This is a genomic window from Leifsonia sp. EB34 (genome assembly GCF_041260585.1).
Classification (GTDB): Bacteria; Actinomycetota; Actinomycetes; order Actinomycetales; family Microbacteriaceae; genus Leifsonia.
Window position 1 is genome coordinate 564,578 of sequence record NZ_JBGCCV010000002.1, and the last position, 16,546, is coordinate 581,123.

Annotated in this window: 15 protein-coding genes and 1 tRNA gene; 11 read left to right on the plus strand and 5 right to left on the minus strand. The window is 71.4% G+C overall.

Features of this window, described 5'->3' with window-relative positions; all coding sequences use genetic code 11:
• Positions 1 to 39: 39 nt before the first annotated feature.
• The gene (locus tag ABIA36_RS12155) at positions 40 to 570 is read right to left on the minus strand and encodes a MarR family winged helix-turn-helix transcriptional regulator (protein ID WP_369962654.1); all 531 of its coding nucleotides are present in this window, start codon (positions 568 to 570) and stop codon (positions 40 to 42) included.
• Positions 571 to 651: 81 nt separating this feature from the next.
• Here ABIA36_RS12155 and ABIA36_RS12160 point away from each other — a divergent pair.
• The 3 genes from ABIA36_RS12160 (at position 652) to ABIA36_RS12170 (ending at position 3,206) form a co-directional block, all read left to right on the plus strand.
• Positions 652 to 723 (plus strand) — tRNA-Gln (locus ABIA36_RS12160).
• A gap of 62 nt (positions 724 to 785) precedes the next feature.
• Positions 786 to 2,228, plus strand: a complete 1,443-nt coding sequence (gene glmU / locus ABIA36_RS12165) for a bifunctional UDP-N-acetylglucosamine diphosphorylase/glucosamine-1-phosphate N-acetyltransferase GlmU (protein ID WP_369962655.1) — start codon at positions 786 to 788, stop codon at positions 2,226 to 2,228.
• Positions 2,229 to 3,206 (plus strand): ribose-phosphate diphosphokinase, encoded by a 978-nt coding sequence (locus ABIA36_RS12170; RefSeq protein ID WP_369962656.1) that lies wholly within the window; start codon positions 2,229 to 2,231, stop codon positions 3,204 to 3,206. It begins immediately after the preceding gene.
• A gap of 16 nt (positions 3,207 to 3,222) precedes the next feature.
• Here the strand turns inward: ABIA36_RS12170 and ABIA36_RS12175 are convergent, their stop codons facing one another.
• The 4 genes from ABIA36_RS12175 to ABIA36_RS12190 all read right to left on the minus strand — a co-directional run bounded on the left by ABIA36_RS12175 (position 3,223) and on the right by ABIA36_RS12190 (position 7,686).
• Positions 3,223 to 3,570, minus strand: coding sequence for a hypothetical protein (locus ABIA36_RS12175; protein ID WP_369962657.1), 348 nt, complete (start codon positions 3,568 to 3,570; stop codon positions 3,223 to 3,225).
• A 91-nt stretch (positions 3,571 to 3,661) separates the two neighbouring features.
• Positions 3,662 to 5,122 (minus strand): NADP-dependent phosphogluconate dehydrogenase, encoded by a 1,461-nt coding sequence (gndA, locus tag ABIA36_RS12180; protein WP_369962658.1) that lies wholly within the window; start codon positions 5,120 to 5,122, stop codon positions 3,662 to 3,664.
• A gap of 78 nt (positions 5,123 to 5,200) precedes the next feature.
• Complete coding sequence (gene uxaC / locus ABIA36_RS12185) at positions 5,201 to 6,616, minus strand: glucuronate isomerase (protein ID WP_369962659.1); 1,416 nt, start codon at positions 6,614 to 6,616, stop codon at positions 5,201 to 5,203.
• Entirely contained in the window at positions 6,613 to 7,686 is a 1,074-nt protein-coding gene (locus ABIA36_RS12190; RefSeq protein WP_369962660.1) for a LacI family DNA-binding transcriptional regulator, read from the minus strand. The genes uxaC and ABIA36_RS12190 overlap by 4 nt, the downstream gene beginning before the upstream one ends.
• 146 nt (positions 7,687 to 7,832) lie before the next feature.
• On the opposite strand from ABIA36_RS12190, the gene ABIA36_RS12195 reads away from it, so the two are divergent.
• The 8 genes from ABIA36_RS12195 to manD are packed head-to-tail and all read left to right on the plus strand — an operon-like array spanning position 7,833 to position 16,542.
• Positions 7,833 to 9,200 (plus strand): ABC transporter substrate-binding protein, encoded by a 1,368-nt coding sequence (locus tag ABIA36_RS12195; RefSeq protein WP_369962661.1) that lies wholly within the window; start codon positions 7,833 to 7,835, stop codon positions 9,198 to 9,200.
• Positions 9,201 to 9,213: 13 nt separating this feature from the next.
• The gene (locus tag ABIA36_RS12200; protein WP_369962662.1) at positions 9,214 to 10,203 is read left to right on the plus strand and encodes a carbohydrate ABC transporter permease; all 990 of its coding nucleotides are present in this window, start codon (positions 9,214 to 9,216) and stop codon (positions 10,201 to 10,203) included.
• Complete coding sequence (locus tag ABIA36_RS12205) at positions 10,200 to 11,099, plus strand: carbohydrate ABC transporter permease (RefSeq protein WP_369962663.1); 900 nt, start codon at positions 10,200 to 10,202, stop codon at positions 11,097 to 11,099. The genes ABIA36_RS12200 and ABIA36_RS12205 overlap by 4 nt, the downstream gene beginning before the upstream one ends.
• A gap of 32 nt (positions 11,100 to 11,131) precedes the next feature.
• Complete coding sequence (locus ABIA36_RS12210; protein WP_369962664.1) at positions 11,132 to 11,983, plus strand: sugar phosphate isomerase/epimerase family protein; 852 nt, start codon at positions 11,132 to 11,134, stop codon at positions 11,981 to 11,983.
• Positions 11,980 to 13,110 carry a Gfo/Idh/MocA family protein gene (locus tag ABIA36_RS12215; protein ID WP_369962665.1) on the plus strand — a complete coding sequence of 377 codons (1,131 nt, stop codon included), beginning with the start codon at positions 11,980 to 11,982 and terminating at the stop codon, positions 13,108 to 13,110. The genes ABIA36_RS12210 and ABIA36_RS12215 overlap by 4 nt, the downstream gene beginning before the upstream one ends.
• Complete coding sequence (locus ABIA36_RS12220; protein ID WP_369962666.1) at positions 13,107 to 13,970, plus strand: sugar phosphate isomerase/epimerase family protein; 864 nt, start codon at positions 13,107 to 13,109, stop codon at positions 13,968 to 13,970. The genes ABIA36_RS12215 and ABIA36_RS12220 overlap by 4 nt, the downstream gene beginning before the upstream one ends.
• Entirely contained in the window at positions 13,967 to 15,295 is a 1,329-nt protein-coding gene (locus ABIA36_RS12225; RefSeq protein WP_369962667.1) for a mannitol dehydrogenase family protein, read from the plus strand. The genes ABIA36_RS12220 and ABIA36_RS12225 overlap by 4 nt, the downstream gene beginning before the upstream one ends.
• A complete protein-coding gene (manD, locus tag ABIA36_RS12230) occupies positions 15,292 to 16,542 on the plus strand; it encodes a D-mannonate dehydratase ManD (RefSeq protein ID WP_369962668.1) in 1,251 nt (416 codons plus the stop codon). Before ABIA36_RS12225 ends, manD begins: the two co-directional genes overlap by 4 nt.
• The last annotated feature ends 4 nt before the right edge of the window (positions 16,543 to 16,546 follow it).

Sequence of the window (16,546 nt, forward strand, 5' to 3'; positions counted from 1 at the left end):
CCTGAGAGGGTGCGAAGCCTGCGCCGGGATCGCGGGCGGTCACGCCCCGGCGTCGAACCCGAGGCTGAGCTTGCGCAGCAGGGCGGCCAGCCGCTCCTGCTCCACGGGGGAGAGGGCCTCCAGCAGGTCGGCCTCCGCGTCCACCAGGCGGGTGATCGCCGCGTCCACGCGGGCCAGTCCCTGGGTTGTCATCTGCACGAGGATGCCGCGGCCGTCGTTCGGGTCGGTGCGGCGCTCCACCAGGCCGCGGGCGACGAGGCGGTCGATGCGGTTGGTCATCGTGCCCGACGACACCAGGGTCTGCTGGAGGAGCGACTTGGGGCTGAGCTGGAACGGCGACCCGGCCCGGCGCAGCGCCGAGAGCACGTCGAACTCCCACGAATCCAGGTCGGAGCGCTCGAACGCGCCGCGGCGGGCGCGGTCGAGGTGCCGGGAGAGCCGGTCGACGCGGGAGAGCACCTGCAGTGGTGCGAAGTCGAGGTCGGGGCGCTCGCGCAGCCAGGCGCCGACGATGCGGTCGACCTCGTCGCGCGCGCCGGTGCGGACTCCCGGGTCCTGTGCCTCCGCCATCCCTCCATGCTATTGGGCTGCGGCCTGCGCTCGGCGGCAGCACCGGCCGGGTCTGGCAGACTGTGTGTGCGCGTTGCGCGGTCCGCCTTGGTGTAATGGCAGCACGACAGCCTTTGGAGCTGTTAGGTCTAGGTTCGAGTCCTGGAGGCGGAGCGACGTCTCCGACCCGACTCCGTCTCCGACCCGACCTCCGTCGCCAACCTGCCGGGAGCATCATGACCGATCAGAATCTCGCCATCGTCGTCCTCGCGGCGGGCCAGGGCACCCGGATGAAGTCCGCCACCCCCAAGCTGCTGCACCCGCTCGGCGGCATTCCGATCGTCGGCCACGTGCTGGCGACCGCCCGCGAGCTGGACGCGGCCCGCGTGATCGCGGTCGTGCGGCACGAGCGCGACCGGCTCGCCGAGGTGATCGAGGCGGACCTGCCGGAGGCGGTCATCGTCGACCAGGACGAGGTGCCGGGGACCGGCCGCGCGGTCGAGCAGGCCGTCGCGGCGCTCCCGGAGGGCTTCGCGGGCGACGTGCTCGTGGTCAACGGCGACGTGCCGCTGCTCGACGCGGCGACGCTGCGCGAGCTGGTCGCGGCGCACCGCGCGGGCGGGGCCGCCGCCACCATCCTGTCGTCGTTCCCGGCCGACGCCACCGGCTACGGCCGCATCGTGCGCACCCCGGAGGGCCACCTCGACCGCATCGTGGAGCACAAGGACGCCACCGAGGCCGAGCGCGCGATCGGCGAGATCAACGCCGGCATCTACGTCTTCGGCGCCGCGGCGCTGCGCGACATGCTCGCCAACGTGACCACCGACAACGCCCAGGGCGAGAAGTACCTCACCGACGTCATCGGGCTGCTGCGGGAGGCCGGCTTCGACGTCGACGCCCTCCCGGTGTCCGAGTCGTGGCTCGTGGAGGGCATCAACGACCGCGCCCAGCTCAGCGAGGCCGCGGCCCGGCTGAACGCGCTCGTCGTGCGCACCTGGCAGCTCGCCGGCGTCACCGTGCAGGACCCGGCGACCACCTGGATCGACGTGAAGGTCGTCCTCGAGCCCGATGTCACGATCCTCCCCGGCACCCAGCTCCGCGGGGCGACCGTCGTGCGCACCGGCGCAGAGATCGGCCCGGACACCACGCTGGTCGACACCGAGGTCGGCGCCGGCGCGACCGTCAAGCGCACCGACGCGACCCTCGCCGTGATCGGCGACGGCGCGACGGTCGGCCCGTTCTCCTACCTGCGCCCCGGCACCGTCCTCGGCGCGAACGGCAAGATCGGCACGTTCTCCGAGACCAAGAACGCGGTCATCGGCGCCGGCACCAAGCTCGCCCACTTCAACTACGTCGGCGACGCCGAGGTGGGCGAGAAGGGCAACCTCGGCGCGGGCGTCATCACCGCCAACTACGACGGGGTGAACAAGCACCGCACCGTCATCGGCTCGCACGTGCGGATCAGCACGAACACGGTGCTCGTCGCGCCCGTTAGGATGGGTGACGGAGCGTACACCGGGGCGGGAACGGTCGTCCGGAAGGACGTTCCACCTGGGGCGCTCGCCATCACCGTCGCGCCGCAGCGCAACATCGAAGGCTGGGTCGCCGAGAAGCGGCCGGGCACCGAAGCCGCGCGCGCCGCCGAACAGAGCGGGGCGGCGCAAGAGAGCGGAGAGTAAGTGTCAGGGATCACTGCCACCGGCCAGAAACGACTCGTTCTGATCTCGGGGCGGGCCCATCCCGCGCTCGCCGAGCAGATCGCCGAGCACCTCGGCAGCGAGCTGGTGCCCACCGACTCCCGCACCTTCGCGAACGGTGAGATCTACGCCCGGTTCGACGAGAGCGTGCGCGGGTCGGACGCGTTCGTGATCCAGTCGCACACCTCCCCGATCAACGAGTGGCTCATGGAGCAGCTCATCATGGTGGACGCCCTCAAGCGTGCCTCCGCCAAGCGCATCACCGTCGTCGCGCCGTTCTACCCGTACGCGCGGCAGGACAAGAAGGGCCGCGGCCGCGAGCCGATCTCGGCCCGCCTGGTCGCCGACCTGTTCAAGGCCGCCGGCGCCGACCGCATCATGTCGGTCGACCTGCACGCCGCGCAGATCCAGGGCTTCTTCGACGGCCCGGTCGACCACCTCTTCGCCATGCCGGTGCTCCTGGAGCACATGCAGCGCGAGCTCGACCCCTCGACGCTGACCGTCGTCTCGCCCGACATGGGCCGGGTGCGCGTCGCCGACATCTGGAGCGACAAGCTCGGCGCGCCGCTGGCGATCATCCACAAGCGCCGCGACCCGCTGGTGCCCAACCAGGTCTCGGTGCACGAGATCGTCGGCGAGGTGAACGGCCGCGTCTGCCTCCTGGTCGACGACCTGATCGACACCGGCCGCACGATCGTGAAGGCCGCGGAGGCGCTGAAGGCCGCCGGCGCGATCGGCGTCGTCGTGGCCGCGACGCACGCCGTGTTCAGCGACCCGGCCGTCGAGCTGCTGCAGTCGGAGGCCATCGACTCGGTCGTCGTCACCGACACGCTCCCGCTGCCGGCGCACAAGCGCTGGGACGGTCTCACCGTGCTGTCGATCGCGCCGCTGCTGGCGAACGCGATCCGCGAGGTCTTCACCGACGGCTCGGTGACCTCCATGTTCGACGGCGCCGCCTGACCCCGCGGACGATCCTTTACGGGAGGCTGTGCGGCGCTGAGGGGATGAGCCCCAGCGGCGCGACGAACGTCGGGTCGCCCTCCGTGTTCAGCGCGTAGCACTGCCATCCGGGGCCCGCCGGCGCGAACAGCTCGAAGCGGGCGGACGAGCCCACCGAGTCGGGCTGGTAGTGCCGGGCGTAGACCTGGCAGGTGTAGTTCGCGGTGTCGGTCTGGATGCTGATCGTCAGCATGATCCCGGGCAGCAGCAGCGCCGTGAGGGCCACGACCACGAACACGCGCGCAGCGATGGTCCGCCTCCGCCCGCGCAGCGGACGGTCCGACGGGTCGTACTCCGTCAGCTCCGGGTGGTCCTCGAACGTCACGCCTACGAGTCTGCATCGCCGCAGCCGCCGAGTACAGAAAAGTGCTCCGAATCGTGATGATTCGGAGCACTTCCTGAGCGCGGTCGGCGGGCTAGTGCGAGGAGCCCTCGGTCTCGATCTCGGTGCGGTCGCCCGACCACAGCGTGTGGAAGGTGCCCTCCTTGTCGACGCGCTTGTAGGTGTGCGCGCCGAAGAAGTCGCGCTGGCCCTGCACGAGCGCGGCGGGGAGGCGCTTGGACGCCAGCGAGTCGTAGTACGACAGCGCCGAGCCGAAGCCGGGGACCGGCACACCCGAGAGGGCGGCGGTGGCGACGATGCGGCGCCAGGCGGCCTCGCCCTCGCGGACGGCGTCGGCGAAGTACGGCGCCTCCAGCAGGGTCGCGATGTCCGGGTTCTCGTCGTAGGCGTCGGCGATGCGGTTGAGGAACTGGGCGCGGATGATGCAGCCGCCGCGCCAGATCTTGGCGATCTTGTCCTTGTGGATGTCCCAGCCGTACTTCTCGGCACCCGCGACGATCGCGTCGAAGCCCTGGGCGTAGGCGACGACCTTGGAGGCGTAGAGCGCCTTCGAGACGTCGTCGGCGAACGCGGCGACATCGGCGGCCTTCTGCACCTCGGGACGCGACGTCACGGTCGCCTGCACGGCCGCACGCTGCGCCGGCTTGGACGACACGGCGCGGGCGAAGACGGCCTCCGCGATGCCGCCGACCGGGATGCCCAGGTCGAGCGCGTTCTGCACGGTCCAGACGCCGGTGCCCTTCGAGCCGGCCTGGTCGAGGACGATGTCCACGAACGGCTTGCCGGTCTCCGCGTCCACGTGGCGCAGCACCTCGGCGGTGATCTCGATCAGGTACGACTCCAGGTAGCCCTTGTTCCACTCGGTGAACACGTCTGCGATCGCGGCCGGCTCGAGGCCGCCGACCGTGCGGAGCAGGTCGTAGGCCTCGGCGATGAGCTGCATGTCGGCGTACTCGATGCCGTTGTGGATCATCTTCACGAAGTGGCCTGCGCCGTCGGTGCCGACGTGGGTCACGCAGGGCTCGCCCTCGGCGACCGCGGCGATGGAGGCCAGGATCGGGCCGAGGGTCTTGTACGACTCCTCGGTGCCGCCCGGCATGATCGACGGGCCCTTGAGCGCGCCCTCCTCGCCGCCGGAGATGCCGGTGCCGACGAAGTGGATGCCGGATGCCGAGACACGCTTCTCGCGCTCGATCGTGTCGAGGAAGTTGGCGTTGCCGCCGTCCACGATGATGTCGCCCGGCTCGAAGCGCTCGGCGAGCTGCTCGATCACGGCGTCGGTGCCCTTGCCGGCCTGGACCATGATGATCGCGGTGCGCGGCTTCGCCAGCGAGGCCACGAAGTCGTCGATGTCGGACGCGGCGACGAAGCCGGCCTCCGGGTGGGCCTTCACCAGTTCCTCCGTGCGTGCGTAGGTCCGGTTGTAGACGGCGACGGTGTTGCCCTCGCGCGAGGCGAGGTTGCGGGCCAGGTTCGACCCCATCACAGCCAGACCGACGACTCCGATGTTGGCCGTTGCGTGGTTCTCGGGCACGGAGGACTCCTTCGTTGAGACGGTTTGCGTCCAGCGTAGCCGCACGGCCGCGCTGTGATCGGTTGTGTGACGTTCCGCTCAGCCGAGCCGGAACGTGGTGCGGGGGATCTCGTCCACCAGCCGGTGCGCGACGGCGAACGCGTCCTCCTCGGCGAGCTGGTGCGTGACGACGAGGGAGGCCAGGAACGACGCGTCCACGCGGCGCGACATGTCGTGCCGGGCCGGGATCGAGCAGAACGCTCGGGTGTCGTCGATGAAGCCGCTGGTCTTGGTGAAGCCGGCGCTGTCCGTGATCGCCCGGCGGTAGCGGAGGATCGCCGCTGGGGTGTCGAGGAACCACCACGGCGCGCCCGCGTAGACCGATGGGTAGAAGCCGGCGAGCGGGGCGATCTCACGCGAGAAGGTGGTCTCGTCCACGGTGAAGAGCACGATCCGGAAGGTCGGGTTCGTACCGAAGTCGCGCAGGATCGGTGTGAGCGGCTCGGTGAACGACCCGACGGCGGGCAGGTCGTGTCCGGTGTCGGGGCCGTAAGCCTCGAAGGTCGGCCGGTGGTGGTTGCGGTGCACGCCGGGGTGGAGCTGCATGACCAGGCCGTCGTCGGCCGCCATCTCCGCCAGCCGGTAGAGCATGTTGCGCCGGTAGGCGACTGCCTCGGCGGCGGTCACCGAGCCGTTGAGCGCGGCGCGGTGGATGCGGGAGGCCTCCGCCTCCTCCAGCGGCTCGCTGCCCGTGTCGATCACGCCCGTGTCGGTCGCGGTGCCACCGGCCGCGGCGAACGCGGCGCGGCGGACGCGGAGGGCCTCCAGGAGCCCCGCGTAGCTCGTCGTGTCGACGTCGGCGCGGGCGGCCAGGCGGTCGAGCCGGCCGGTCCAGCCCGCCTCGTCGGGGTGCATGTACCGGTCGGCGCGGAAGGTCGGGACTACCCGGCCGGTGAAGGTCGGGTCCGCCGCCAGGCGGGCGTGCGCCTCCAGATCGTCGGCCGGGTCGTCGGTGGTCGCAAGGACCGCGATGCGGAACCGGTCGAACAACGCGCGCGGACGGAACTCCGGCGACGCGAGGGTGGCGGAGAGCTGGTCATAGAGCGCGTCGGCGTTCTGCGCCGACGGCTGCTCGGTCAGCCCGAACACCTCGCTGAACTCCGACTCGAACCAGAACCGCACCGGCGTGCCGAGGAAGACGTCCCAGTGCTCGCACAGCCGGCGCCAGATCGAGCGACCGGTGGCAGGGGAGGGCACGCCGTCGCGGGCGAGGCCGAGCTCGCCGAGCGGTACGCCCACCGCGTGCAGCATCCGTGTCACGTAGTGGTCCGGCGTGATCAGCAGCGCCGCCGGGTCGGGGAACGGCTGGTCTTCGGCCAGCATCGCCGCCGGCACGTGGCCGTGCGGAGAGTAGATGGGCGCGTCGGCCACGGCGGCGTGCAGCCGCCTGGCCAGGTCGCGCTCGGCGGGGTCGGCGGGGAACAGCCGGTCGGGGTGCGGGGCGAGCGCGGTCATCCGCGTCCTTTCGTCGGTGCGTTCGGTGCGGTGGGGTGCGAAGCGACGGCCGCGGGCCCCGTGGAGGCCCTGACCGTCAGGTGCGTGGGGAGCGTCGCCCCCTGGCGGCTGACCGGCGCGCCGCTGTCGTCCAGCCGGGCGAGCAGCATGGCGACCGCGGTGCGGCCGGCCTGCTCGATCGGCGCGGTGAGCGTGGTCAGGGGCGGGTTGCAGAAGTCGGCGCCGAAGATGTCGTCGCAGCCGACCAGCGAGACGTCGCCGGGGACGTCGACGCCGCGCTCGCGGAACCGGGCCAGCATCCCGATCGCGAGGAGGTCGTTGAACGCGATGCACGCGGTCGCGCCCGCGTGCAGCACGGCGTCGGCGGCGGCCGCGCCCGCGTACTGGCGCGGGGAGAACGGGCCGAGCCGGAGGGCTTGGACGTCGTAGCGCTCCGCGGTGCGGACCAGGGCGCGCCAGCGGCGCTCGTTCGACCAGGAGGTCTCCGGTCCCGAGGCGTAGACGATCGAACGGTGCCCGAGCGAGGCCAGGTGCCCGACCGCCTGCTCGACACCGTTGGGGGTGTCGATGAAGACGTTGGCGACCCCGCGGGTCTGCCGGTTGATCGCGACGAGCGGCACGTCCGCGGCGAGCGCCGTCAGCCGCCGGTCGGTGAGGCGGGAGGCGGCCAGGATGGCGCCGTCGAACGAGGGCCGGAGCTTGTGCAGCATCCCGTCCTCCAGCTCGTCGGACTCCTCGGTGTCGACCAGGAGCTGCGTGTAGCCGGCGGCTTTGAGCTGCTGCTGCGTGCCCCGGATGATGCCGAAGTAGAACGGGTTCGTGACGTCGGAGACCAGCACCGCGATGCACCGGGTCCGGCCGCTGGTGAGCGCCCTGGCCTGGGAGTTGGGGATGTAGTTGAGCTCGCGGGCGGCCCGCTCGATGCGCTCGCGCGTGATCGCGTTCACGCGGCCGGGGTTGGCGAGGGCACGGGAGGCCGTGGAGGTGGCGACGCCGCTGGCGGCGGCCACGTCGGCGAGGGTGGCCGGGCGGTCCGTACCGTCGGGATACCCGCGAAGCTGAGGGCTCATGCGCCCATCACAGCACACGATGGCAATTTTTGGCAATCGGTTGCAGTCGTGTTGCCGGAGTGCCTAGGCTCGGCGGCAGTCCTCCGGCTCGCACCGTGTTCGGGGGACACGATCCACCGGATCCCGTCCTCAAAGGAGAGTCACGAATGAGATCACGTTTCGCGCTCGGCGCGATCGCCGGCCTGGCCGCCCTCGGCCTCGCCCTGACCGGATGCTCGTCCTCCGGCAGCGGTTCGAACGCCAGTTCCACGTCCACGGCCGTCGACGGCAAGGGCCGTACCCTCACCGTCTACACCGGGACCAGCGGGCTCTATCCGCAGCAGCAGAAGGAGTGGTTCTCGGAGCTCAGCGCCCAGTTCAAGAAGGAGACCGGGGCGACCCTGGCGTTCGACACCTTCGCCAGCAGCAACGACGAGCTCACCAAGATCCAGACCTCGGTCGTCTCCGGGCAGGGCCCGGACGTCTACGCCCTCGGCACCACGTTCACGCCGACCGCTTACGCCACCGGCGCGTTCGTCAAGCTCACCGACGCCGACTGGACCAAGGTCGGCGGCCGCGACCGCTTCGTCCCCGCGGCACTCGGCATGTCCGGTCCGGACGCGAAGAACCAGATCGCGGTGCCGCTCGCGCAGCGCCCGTTCGTGATGGCGTACAACAAGGACCTGCTGAAGGCCGCCGGCATCGACAAGCCCGCCACCACCTGGGACGACTTCGCCAGCCAGGCCAAGAAGCTCACGACTGGAGGCGTCTACGGCGTCGCGGCCGGCTACGCCGACAACTACGACCCGTGGAAGTTCATCTGGGCGATGTCCGTCCAGGCGGGCAACCCGATCCTCGACCTGAAGTCCGGCAAGGCGCGGCTCGACGACCCCACCACCGAGAAGGCCTACCAGACCTACTTCGGCTGGCTCACCGAGCAGAAGGCGGTCGACCCGGCCGCGGTCGGCTGGAAGAACCCGCAGGCCGTCGCCGCGTTCGCGGCGGGCAAGGCCGCGTACCTGCCGATGGTGTCGGCCAGCTCGATGGAGACACTGGACAAGTCCGCCGTGGCCGGCAAGTACGCCTACGCGCTGATGCCGACCGTGGCGCCGGGCAAGACGTCCAACCCGTCCAGCGGCAAGCCCGCGGCGAGCATCGTTTCCGGTGACAACCTCGTGGTCGCCTCGTACTCGAAGAACCAGGACCTGGCCTTCGCCTACATCAACATGGTCACCCGCGCCGACATGCAGACCAAGGAGTTCTCGCTCCTGGGCGATCTGCCGTCGAACGCCCAGGCCGCGGCCGACCTGCAGAAGTCGAAGCCGATCATCGCCCCGGTCGTCGACGCGATCAACAAGTCGGTGGCCACTCCGTTCAGCGGCGCCTGGGGAGACACCCAGCTCGCCCTGACCAACGTGGTCGTGCAGTCGATCCCGAACCTGTCGAACGGGTCGGTCAGCAGCTCCGAGCTGTCGCAGTTGCTGAAGACCGCGCAGTCGACGGCTCAGAGCTCGCTGGACAAGGCCAAGAAGTAGCGGGCCGATCGTCATGTCCACCGACACCGCGGCTCCGCCCGCGAGCGCCCGCCCGTCCGCGGAGGCGACCCCTCCGCGGACGGGCGGGGCGCCCCGCCGAGGCCGCCGCACCGTGCAACAGCGCAACCGGCCGCTCTGGCTGCTGCTACCCGGCGGCATCCTCATGCTGCTGGTCATCATCGTCCCGTTCGTGTTCGCGCTCGTCATCTCGACGCTCGACCTCGACATGTACACGCTGCGCGACTGGGTCTCGGCGCCGTTCATCGGCCTCGGGAACTACATCGAGGCGATCACCTCCTCCTCGCTGCTGCAGTCGATCTGGATCAGCGTCTCGTTCGCCGTGATCGCGGCCGTCGTGACCCTGCCGATCGGCGTCGCGGCCGCACTCGCGACGCAGAACGCCTTCCGCGGCCGCGCACTGGTGCGCTCGCTGTTCCTCGTGCCGTACGTGCTCCCCGGCTTCGTCGTCGGCACCTTCTGGCACACCATGCTGCAGCCGCACGGGATCGTGGACACCGTCCTCACCAACCTCGGCATCCACACCGGGCTCTGGCTCAACGGGCCGCTCAGCTACTGGACGCTCGTCGGCGTGCAGATCTGGTCGTCCTGGCCGTTCTTCTACCTGCTGGTGCTCGCCGGCCTCCAGTCGATCGAGAACGAGGTCCACGAGGCCGCCGCCATCGACGGTGCGGGCTGGTGGGCGAAGCTGCGCTACGTCATCCTGCCGCACCTGCGCGGGCCGATCGCGCTGGCGCTCATCATCTCGCTGCTGCACAACATCAACGGCTTCACACTGCCGTTCGTGCTCTTCGGGGTTCCGGCGCCGCAGGCGGTCAACGTGCTGCCGGTGCTGACGTACGTGACCAGCTTCCAGAGCTTCCGCTTCGGGCTGAGCGCCGCGATGGCGGTGTTCTCGCTGATCCTCATCGCGATCCCGCTGTTCGTCTACCTGCGTGCCGTCCGGCTCGACACCGGCGACGACCGGAAGGAGAAGACGGCATGACCGCCTCCGCCCCCACCGTCCGCCCCGTAGGCCGCCGCGGCACGGGAGATGTCTACCGGCTGCTGCCGCGTCCGCTGCAGGCGGTCATCATCGCCCTCCTGCTCTGCGTCGCGCTGCTGCCCATCGTGTACGTGCTGCTGGCGTCGGTGAACTCCGACATCGGCGTCGCGAGCGGCGAGTTCTTCCCGAGCTCGTTCAACCTCGACAACTACGTCAAGGTATGGTCGACGGTCGCGCTCGGCAACGGCCTGATGAACAGCGTGATCGTCGCCGGCGGCGTCGCGATCGTCTGCGCCTTCCTCTCGGTGGCCACCGCGTACGTGCTGGTGCGGTTCGCGTTCCGCGGGCGGCTCACGTTCCTGCGCGGGCTGCTGGGACTGCAGTCGATCCCGGGGACGCTCATGCTGCTGCCGGTGTTCGTGCTGTTCTCGTCGGCCTCCAGCGCCCTCGGCATCCCGATCATCGGCACCCGGTGGTCGCTGTTCGTCACCTATCTGACGTTCGCGCTGCCGTTCTCGACCTGGGTCATGGTCACCTATCTGCGCGGACTCCCGCGCGAGCTGGAGGAGGCGGCCCGCATCGACGGAGCCTCGTCGTGGCGCATCCTGACCAGGATCGTCCTCCCGCTGAGCTGGCCCGGCGTGGTCGTCGCCGGCATCTTCGCCTTCCTGCTCGGCTGGAACGACGTGCTGTTCGCTTCGGTGATGACGAACCCCGACACGCGCACCGCCGCGGTCGCGCTCCAGGTGTTCACCGTGGCGCAGGAGGGTGGAGCGTTGCCGCTCTACGGGCAGATGATGGCGGCGTCGCTGATCTGCGCCGTGCCGGTCGTGGCCCTCTACCTGGTGTTCCAGCGCTACCTCGTCGGCGGGCTGACCGCCGGCGGCGTTAAGTGACAAAAAGAAGAAGCGAGAGAGAGTGACTGAGAGTGACTGATTCCACGCAACCCACCTGGGCGCTGTCCGGGTTCGGCGACGAGATCGACCCCGACCCGGTCGTGCAGATCGCGGTCCTGCAAGCGCTGGGCGCCAACCACATCGAGGTGCGCAGCGCGTGGGGCGTCAACATCGTGGACCTCGACGACGAACAGCTCGACCGGCTCGCCGGCATCCTCGCCGAGCGCGGGATGCGCGTGTCGGCGATCGCCTCGCCGATCGGCAAGGTCGACATCTCGCTGCCGGTGGAGCACGAGGTGGAGCGGCTGGGGCGTGCGATCGCCGCGGCGAAGCGCCTCGACGCCGGCTACATCCGGCTGTTCTCGTTCTATCGCGCCGAGGGCGTGCCGGCGGAGGACATCCGCGACGACGTGCTGGAGCGCATGCGCGCCCTCGCCGACGCCGCGGAGGCCGCCGGGGTCGTGCTGCTGCACGAGAACGAGAAAGACATCTACGGCGACACCCCCGAGCGCTGCCTCGACATCGTGGAGTCGGTCGGGTCGCCGGCGCTGAAGCTCGCCTGGGACAGCGCCAACTTCGTCCAGGTCGGCGTCGCGCAGCCGTTCGACGACGGCTACGCCCTGCTGCGGCCGCACCTGGAGTACCTGCAGGTGAAGGACGCCCGCGCGGCGACCTCCGAGGTCACGCCGGCGGGGGAGGGCAACGGCCAGCTGCTGGAGACCCTCACCGCGCTCCGCGACGACGGCTACACCGGCTTCGCCTCCCTCGAACCCCACCTCACCGACGTCAACGCCCTCGGCGGCTTCTCGGGGCCAGCGGCGTTCGGCGTCGCCGGCCGCGCCCTCCGCCGCCTCACCGACCAGATCGGAGTCACCCTCGCATGAACACCGAACCCACCACCCTGAACGTCGCCATCGTCGGCTGCGGCATCATCGGCCTCAACCACGCCCGCGCGATCCTCCGGCATCCCGGACTGGCGCTGTCGGCGCTGGTCGACGCGATCCCGGCGGCCGCGACGGCGCTCGCCGACCAGCTCGTCTCCGAGTACGGCGCCGCCCGCATCCCGGAGTTCGCGTCGCTGAACGCGGCGCTCGCCGGAGCCGACATCGACGTCGTCGTCATCTGCACGCCGAGCGGCCTCCACGTCGTGCTCGCCGAGGAGGCCCTGGCCGCCGGGAAGCACGTCGTCATCGAGAAGCCGCTCGACGTCTCGCTGCCCCGCGCCCGGGAGATCCTCGAGCTCTCGCGTCGTGCCGAGCAGAACGGTCTCGTCGTCTCGGTGATCAGCCAGCACCGCTTCGACCCGGCGTCCGTCGTCGTCGCCGACGCCGCGCACTCCGGCGCCTTCGGCCGGCTGACCAGCGGGCTCGCCTCCGTCGCCTGGTGGCGCAGCCAGGAGTACTACGACTCCGGGCAGTGGCGCGGCACCTGGGAGCTCGACGGCGGGGGAGCGGTGATGAACCAGGGCGTCCACACCGTCGACCTGCTGGTCTGGTTCCTCGGCCGTCCCGTCGAGATCGACGCCCGCACCGCCCTGCTCGCCCACGAGCGCGTGGAGGTCGAGGACATCGCCGTGGCGACCATCCGCTTCGAGTCCGGCGCGCTCGCCGTGCTGCACGCGACGACCGCCGCCTACCCCGGCCTGTCCGTGCGCCTGCAGGTGCACGGCGACCGCGGCTCGGCGATCATCGACGACGACCAGCTCGAGTACTTCGGCACGGCCGACGCCGAGGGCAACCGCGCCGCCGACCTGGTGCCGGCGAGCGACCTGCGCGGCGGGGACCGCGGCCCGGAGCAGTTCGTCATCGGGCACTTCCGGCAGTACGAGGACATCGTGGACGCCATCCGCGAGCACCGTGCCCCCGGCGTGACCGTCGCGGACGCGTTCCTCTCCCTCGCGGTCGTCCGCGCCGTGTACCTGTCGGCCACGCTCGGCCGCCCGGTGCTGCTGGACGACGTGCTCGACGGCTCGCTCGACGACGTCGAGGTCACGACGGGGGTGCGCGCATGAAGTTCTCCGTGTTCACCGCCTCCACCCCGGACTGGACGCCCGAGGAGGCCGCGCGCACCATCGCGGCCCAGGGCTGGGACGGCATCGAGTGGCGCGTGGTCGACCAGCAGCCGGCGGACGAGCCGGGCTTCTGGGCGGGAAACCGCGCGACCTGGCCGCTGACCGGGCTCGAGGAGTCCCTCCCCGAGATCGCCCGGCTGACCCGGGAGGCCGGGCTGGAGTTCTCCGGCATCGGCGGCTACGCCGGTTGCGGCGACCACGCGAACGTCGACCGGATGCTCGCGGCCACCGCTGAGCTCGGCGCGCGCCAGGTGCGCGTCACGATGCCGCGCTCCGACCTCGGCGACTACCGCGAGCTGTTCACCGCAGCCCGCGCCGACATGGAGCGTGCCGCCTCCGTCGCCGCCTCGCTCGGCGTGAAGGCGCTGGTGGAGCTGCACCACGAGACCATCACGCCGTCGGCCTCCGCCGCGTTCCGGCTGCTCGACGGCCTCGACCCGGAGGCGGTCGGCGTCATCCACGACCTCGGCAACCTGCTGATCGAGGGCCAGGAGCGCACGCTCTCCGCCCTCCAGCTCCTCGGCCCCTACCTCGCGCACGTGCACGTCAAGAACGTCGCGTGGCTGCCGGGCGAGCCGGAGGCCGACGGCACGGTGCGCTGGCGGCACGACTGGGCGCCGCTGCGCGAGGGCTCCGGAGACGTGGACGCCTACTTCCGCGCGCTGCACGAGTTCGGCTATGACGGGTGGGTGACCTGCGAGGACTTCTCCACCGCGGTTCCGCTGGAGCAGCGCACCCGCGAGAACCTGGCCTACCTCCGCGACGTGGCGGCGCGCACGCGCGACGCGGTGCCGGCATGACCGACGCCCCCTCCATCGCCTCGGCCCGTCAGGTGCGCCACCCCGTCCGGGTGGCGCACCTGGGGCTGGGCGCGTTCCACCGCGCGCACCAGGCCTGGTACACGCAGCGGGCCAACGAGGCGACTCACGCCACGGACATCGACGCCGCCGGCTGGGGGATCGCGGCCTTCACCGGCCGGAGTCCCGACGCCGCGCGCGTGCTCGCCGCACAGGACGCGGTCTACACCCTCATCGAGCGCGGGCCGAACGGCGACAGTGCGACCGTGGTGGAGGCGCTGAGCAGCGTCCACGACGGCGCCGACACGGCCGCCTGGCGGCGAGTGCTCGCCGATCCGGAGGTGGGCGTGCTGACGCTCACCGTGACGGAGGCCGGCTACCGGCCGGGGTCGGCCGCCCCGGCGCGCGTGCTCGACGGCCTGCGGGCGCGGTTCGAGGGGGGCGCGGGCGGCATCGCCGTCGTCAGCTGCGACAACCTCCCGGACAACGGCGCCGTGATCCGCGACGCCGTGCTGGCGCTCACCGAGCCCGGTTCGGAGCTGGACGCGTGGATCCGCAGCGAGGTCTCCTTCGTCTCCTCGATGGTCGACCGCATCACGCCGGCGACGACCGACGCCGACCGGGAGGCCGCCCTGCGTCTCACCGGCCTCGCGGATGCGGCCCCGGTGGTGACCGAGCCGTTCGCGGAGTGGGTGCTCGCGGGCAACTTCCCCGCGGGCCGGCCGGCCTGGGAGGCCGCGGGTGCGCAGTTCGTGGACGACATCGCCCCGTACGAGCGCCGCAAGCTCTGGCTCCTCAACGCCGGACACTCCCTGCTCGCCTATCACGGCCTCGCCGCGGGCCACCGCACGGTCGCGGACGCCGTCGCCGACCCGGCGCTGTCGGCCGAGCTGGAGCGGCTCTGGAGCGAGCAGCGCACCGAGCTGCCCTTCGACGCCGCCACCGTGGACGACGCGCTCGCCGCCCTGCGCTCGCGCTTCGGCAACGCGCGCATCGAGCACCGCCTGGCGCAGATCGCGTCGGACGGCTCGCAGAAGCTCGGCCCGCGCATCCTCGACCCGCTGCGGGCACGGCTCGCCTCGGGGCGGGAGCCCGGCGCCGCGCAGCTCGGCGTGCTCGCGGCCTGGAGCCGTCACCTCGCCGGGCCCGACGTCCGCGACCCGGGCGCCGAGGCCGTCGTCGCGGCGCTGCGCGACGCGCACACCCCGCGCGAGCGGGCCGCCGCCGTGCTGGCCGCGCTCGCCCCCGACCTCACCGACCTGATCGACCCGCTCGCCGAACGCATCGCCGCGAGCGAGCCCGCCACGCACCAAGGAGCACACGCATGAGAATCACCGCAGCAGAGGTCCTGGTCTCCAGCCCGGGTCGCAACTTCGTGACCCTGCGGATCACGACGGAGGACGGCGTGACCGGCCTCGGCGACGCGACCCTGAACGGCCGGGAGCTCGCGGTCGCCGCCTACCTGAGCGAGCACGTCGTCCCGCTGCTGATCGGCCGGGACGCGCACCGCATCGAGGACACCTGGCAGTACCTGTACCGCGGCGCCTACTGGCGACGTGGGCCGGTGACGATGGCCTCCATCGCCGCCGTGGACACCGCGCTCTGGGACATCAAGGCCAAGGTCGCGGGCCTGCCGCTCTACCAGCTCCTCGGCGGGCGCAGCCGCGACGGCCTCCTGGTCTACGGCCACGCCTCGGGCGCGGAGCTCCCCGAGCTGTTCGACTCGATCAACGAGCACCTGGAGGAGGGCTACCGCGCCGTGCGCGTGCAGACCGGCATCCCGGGCCTGCCGTCGGTGTACGGCGTCGCGTCGAGCAAGAACGCCGCCGCGGGAGCCGGCACCGGTTCCGACGCCCGTTACGACTACGAGCCCGCCCGCCGCAGCGCCGTGCCGGTGGAGGAGAGCTGGGACACCCGCGCCTACCTCCGGCACGCGCCCACGGTGTTCGAGGCGGTGCGGAACGAGTTCGGTCCGGAGCTGCCGCTGTTGCACGACGCGCACCACCGGCTGACGCCGATCCAGGCGGCGAAGCTGGGCAAGTCGCTGGAGCCGTACGACCTGTTCTGGCTGGAGGACGTGACCCCGGCCGAGAACCAGGCGGTGCTGCGGCGGGTGCGTGAGCACACGACCACGCCGTTGGCGATCGGCGAGGTGTTCAACACGATCTGGGACTACCGCGAGCTGTTCGAGGAGCAGCTCATCGACTACGTCCGCAGCCCCGTCACGCACGCCGGCGGGATCACCGGCCTGCGCCGAATCTTCGACTACGCGGCCGTCTATCAGATCAAGTCCGGTGTGCACGGCCCGACGGACGTCTCCCCGGTCGGGCTCGCGGCGGCCATCCACCTCGGCATCGCCATCCCGAACTTCGGCATCCAGGAGTACATGAAGCACAGCCCGGACACCCACGAGGTGTTCCGGACGACGTACACGTTCGAGGAGGGCATGCTGAAGCCCGGCGACCAGCCCGGCCTCGGCGTCGACTACGACGACGTCGTCGCGCAGTCCTTCCCCTACGAGGCCGCCTATCTCCCGGTGAACCGCCTCCTCGACGGCTCCATGCACGACTGGTGAGCGC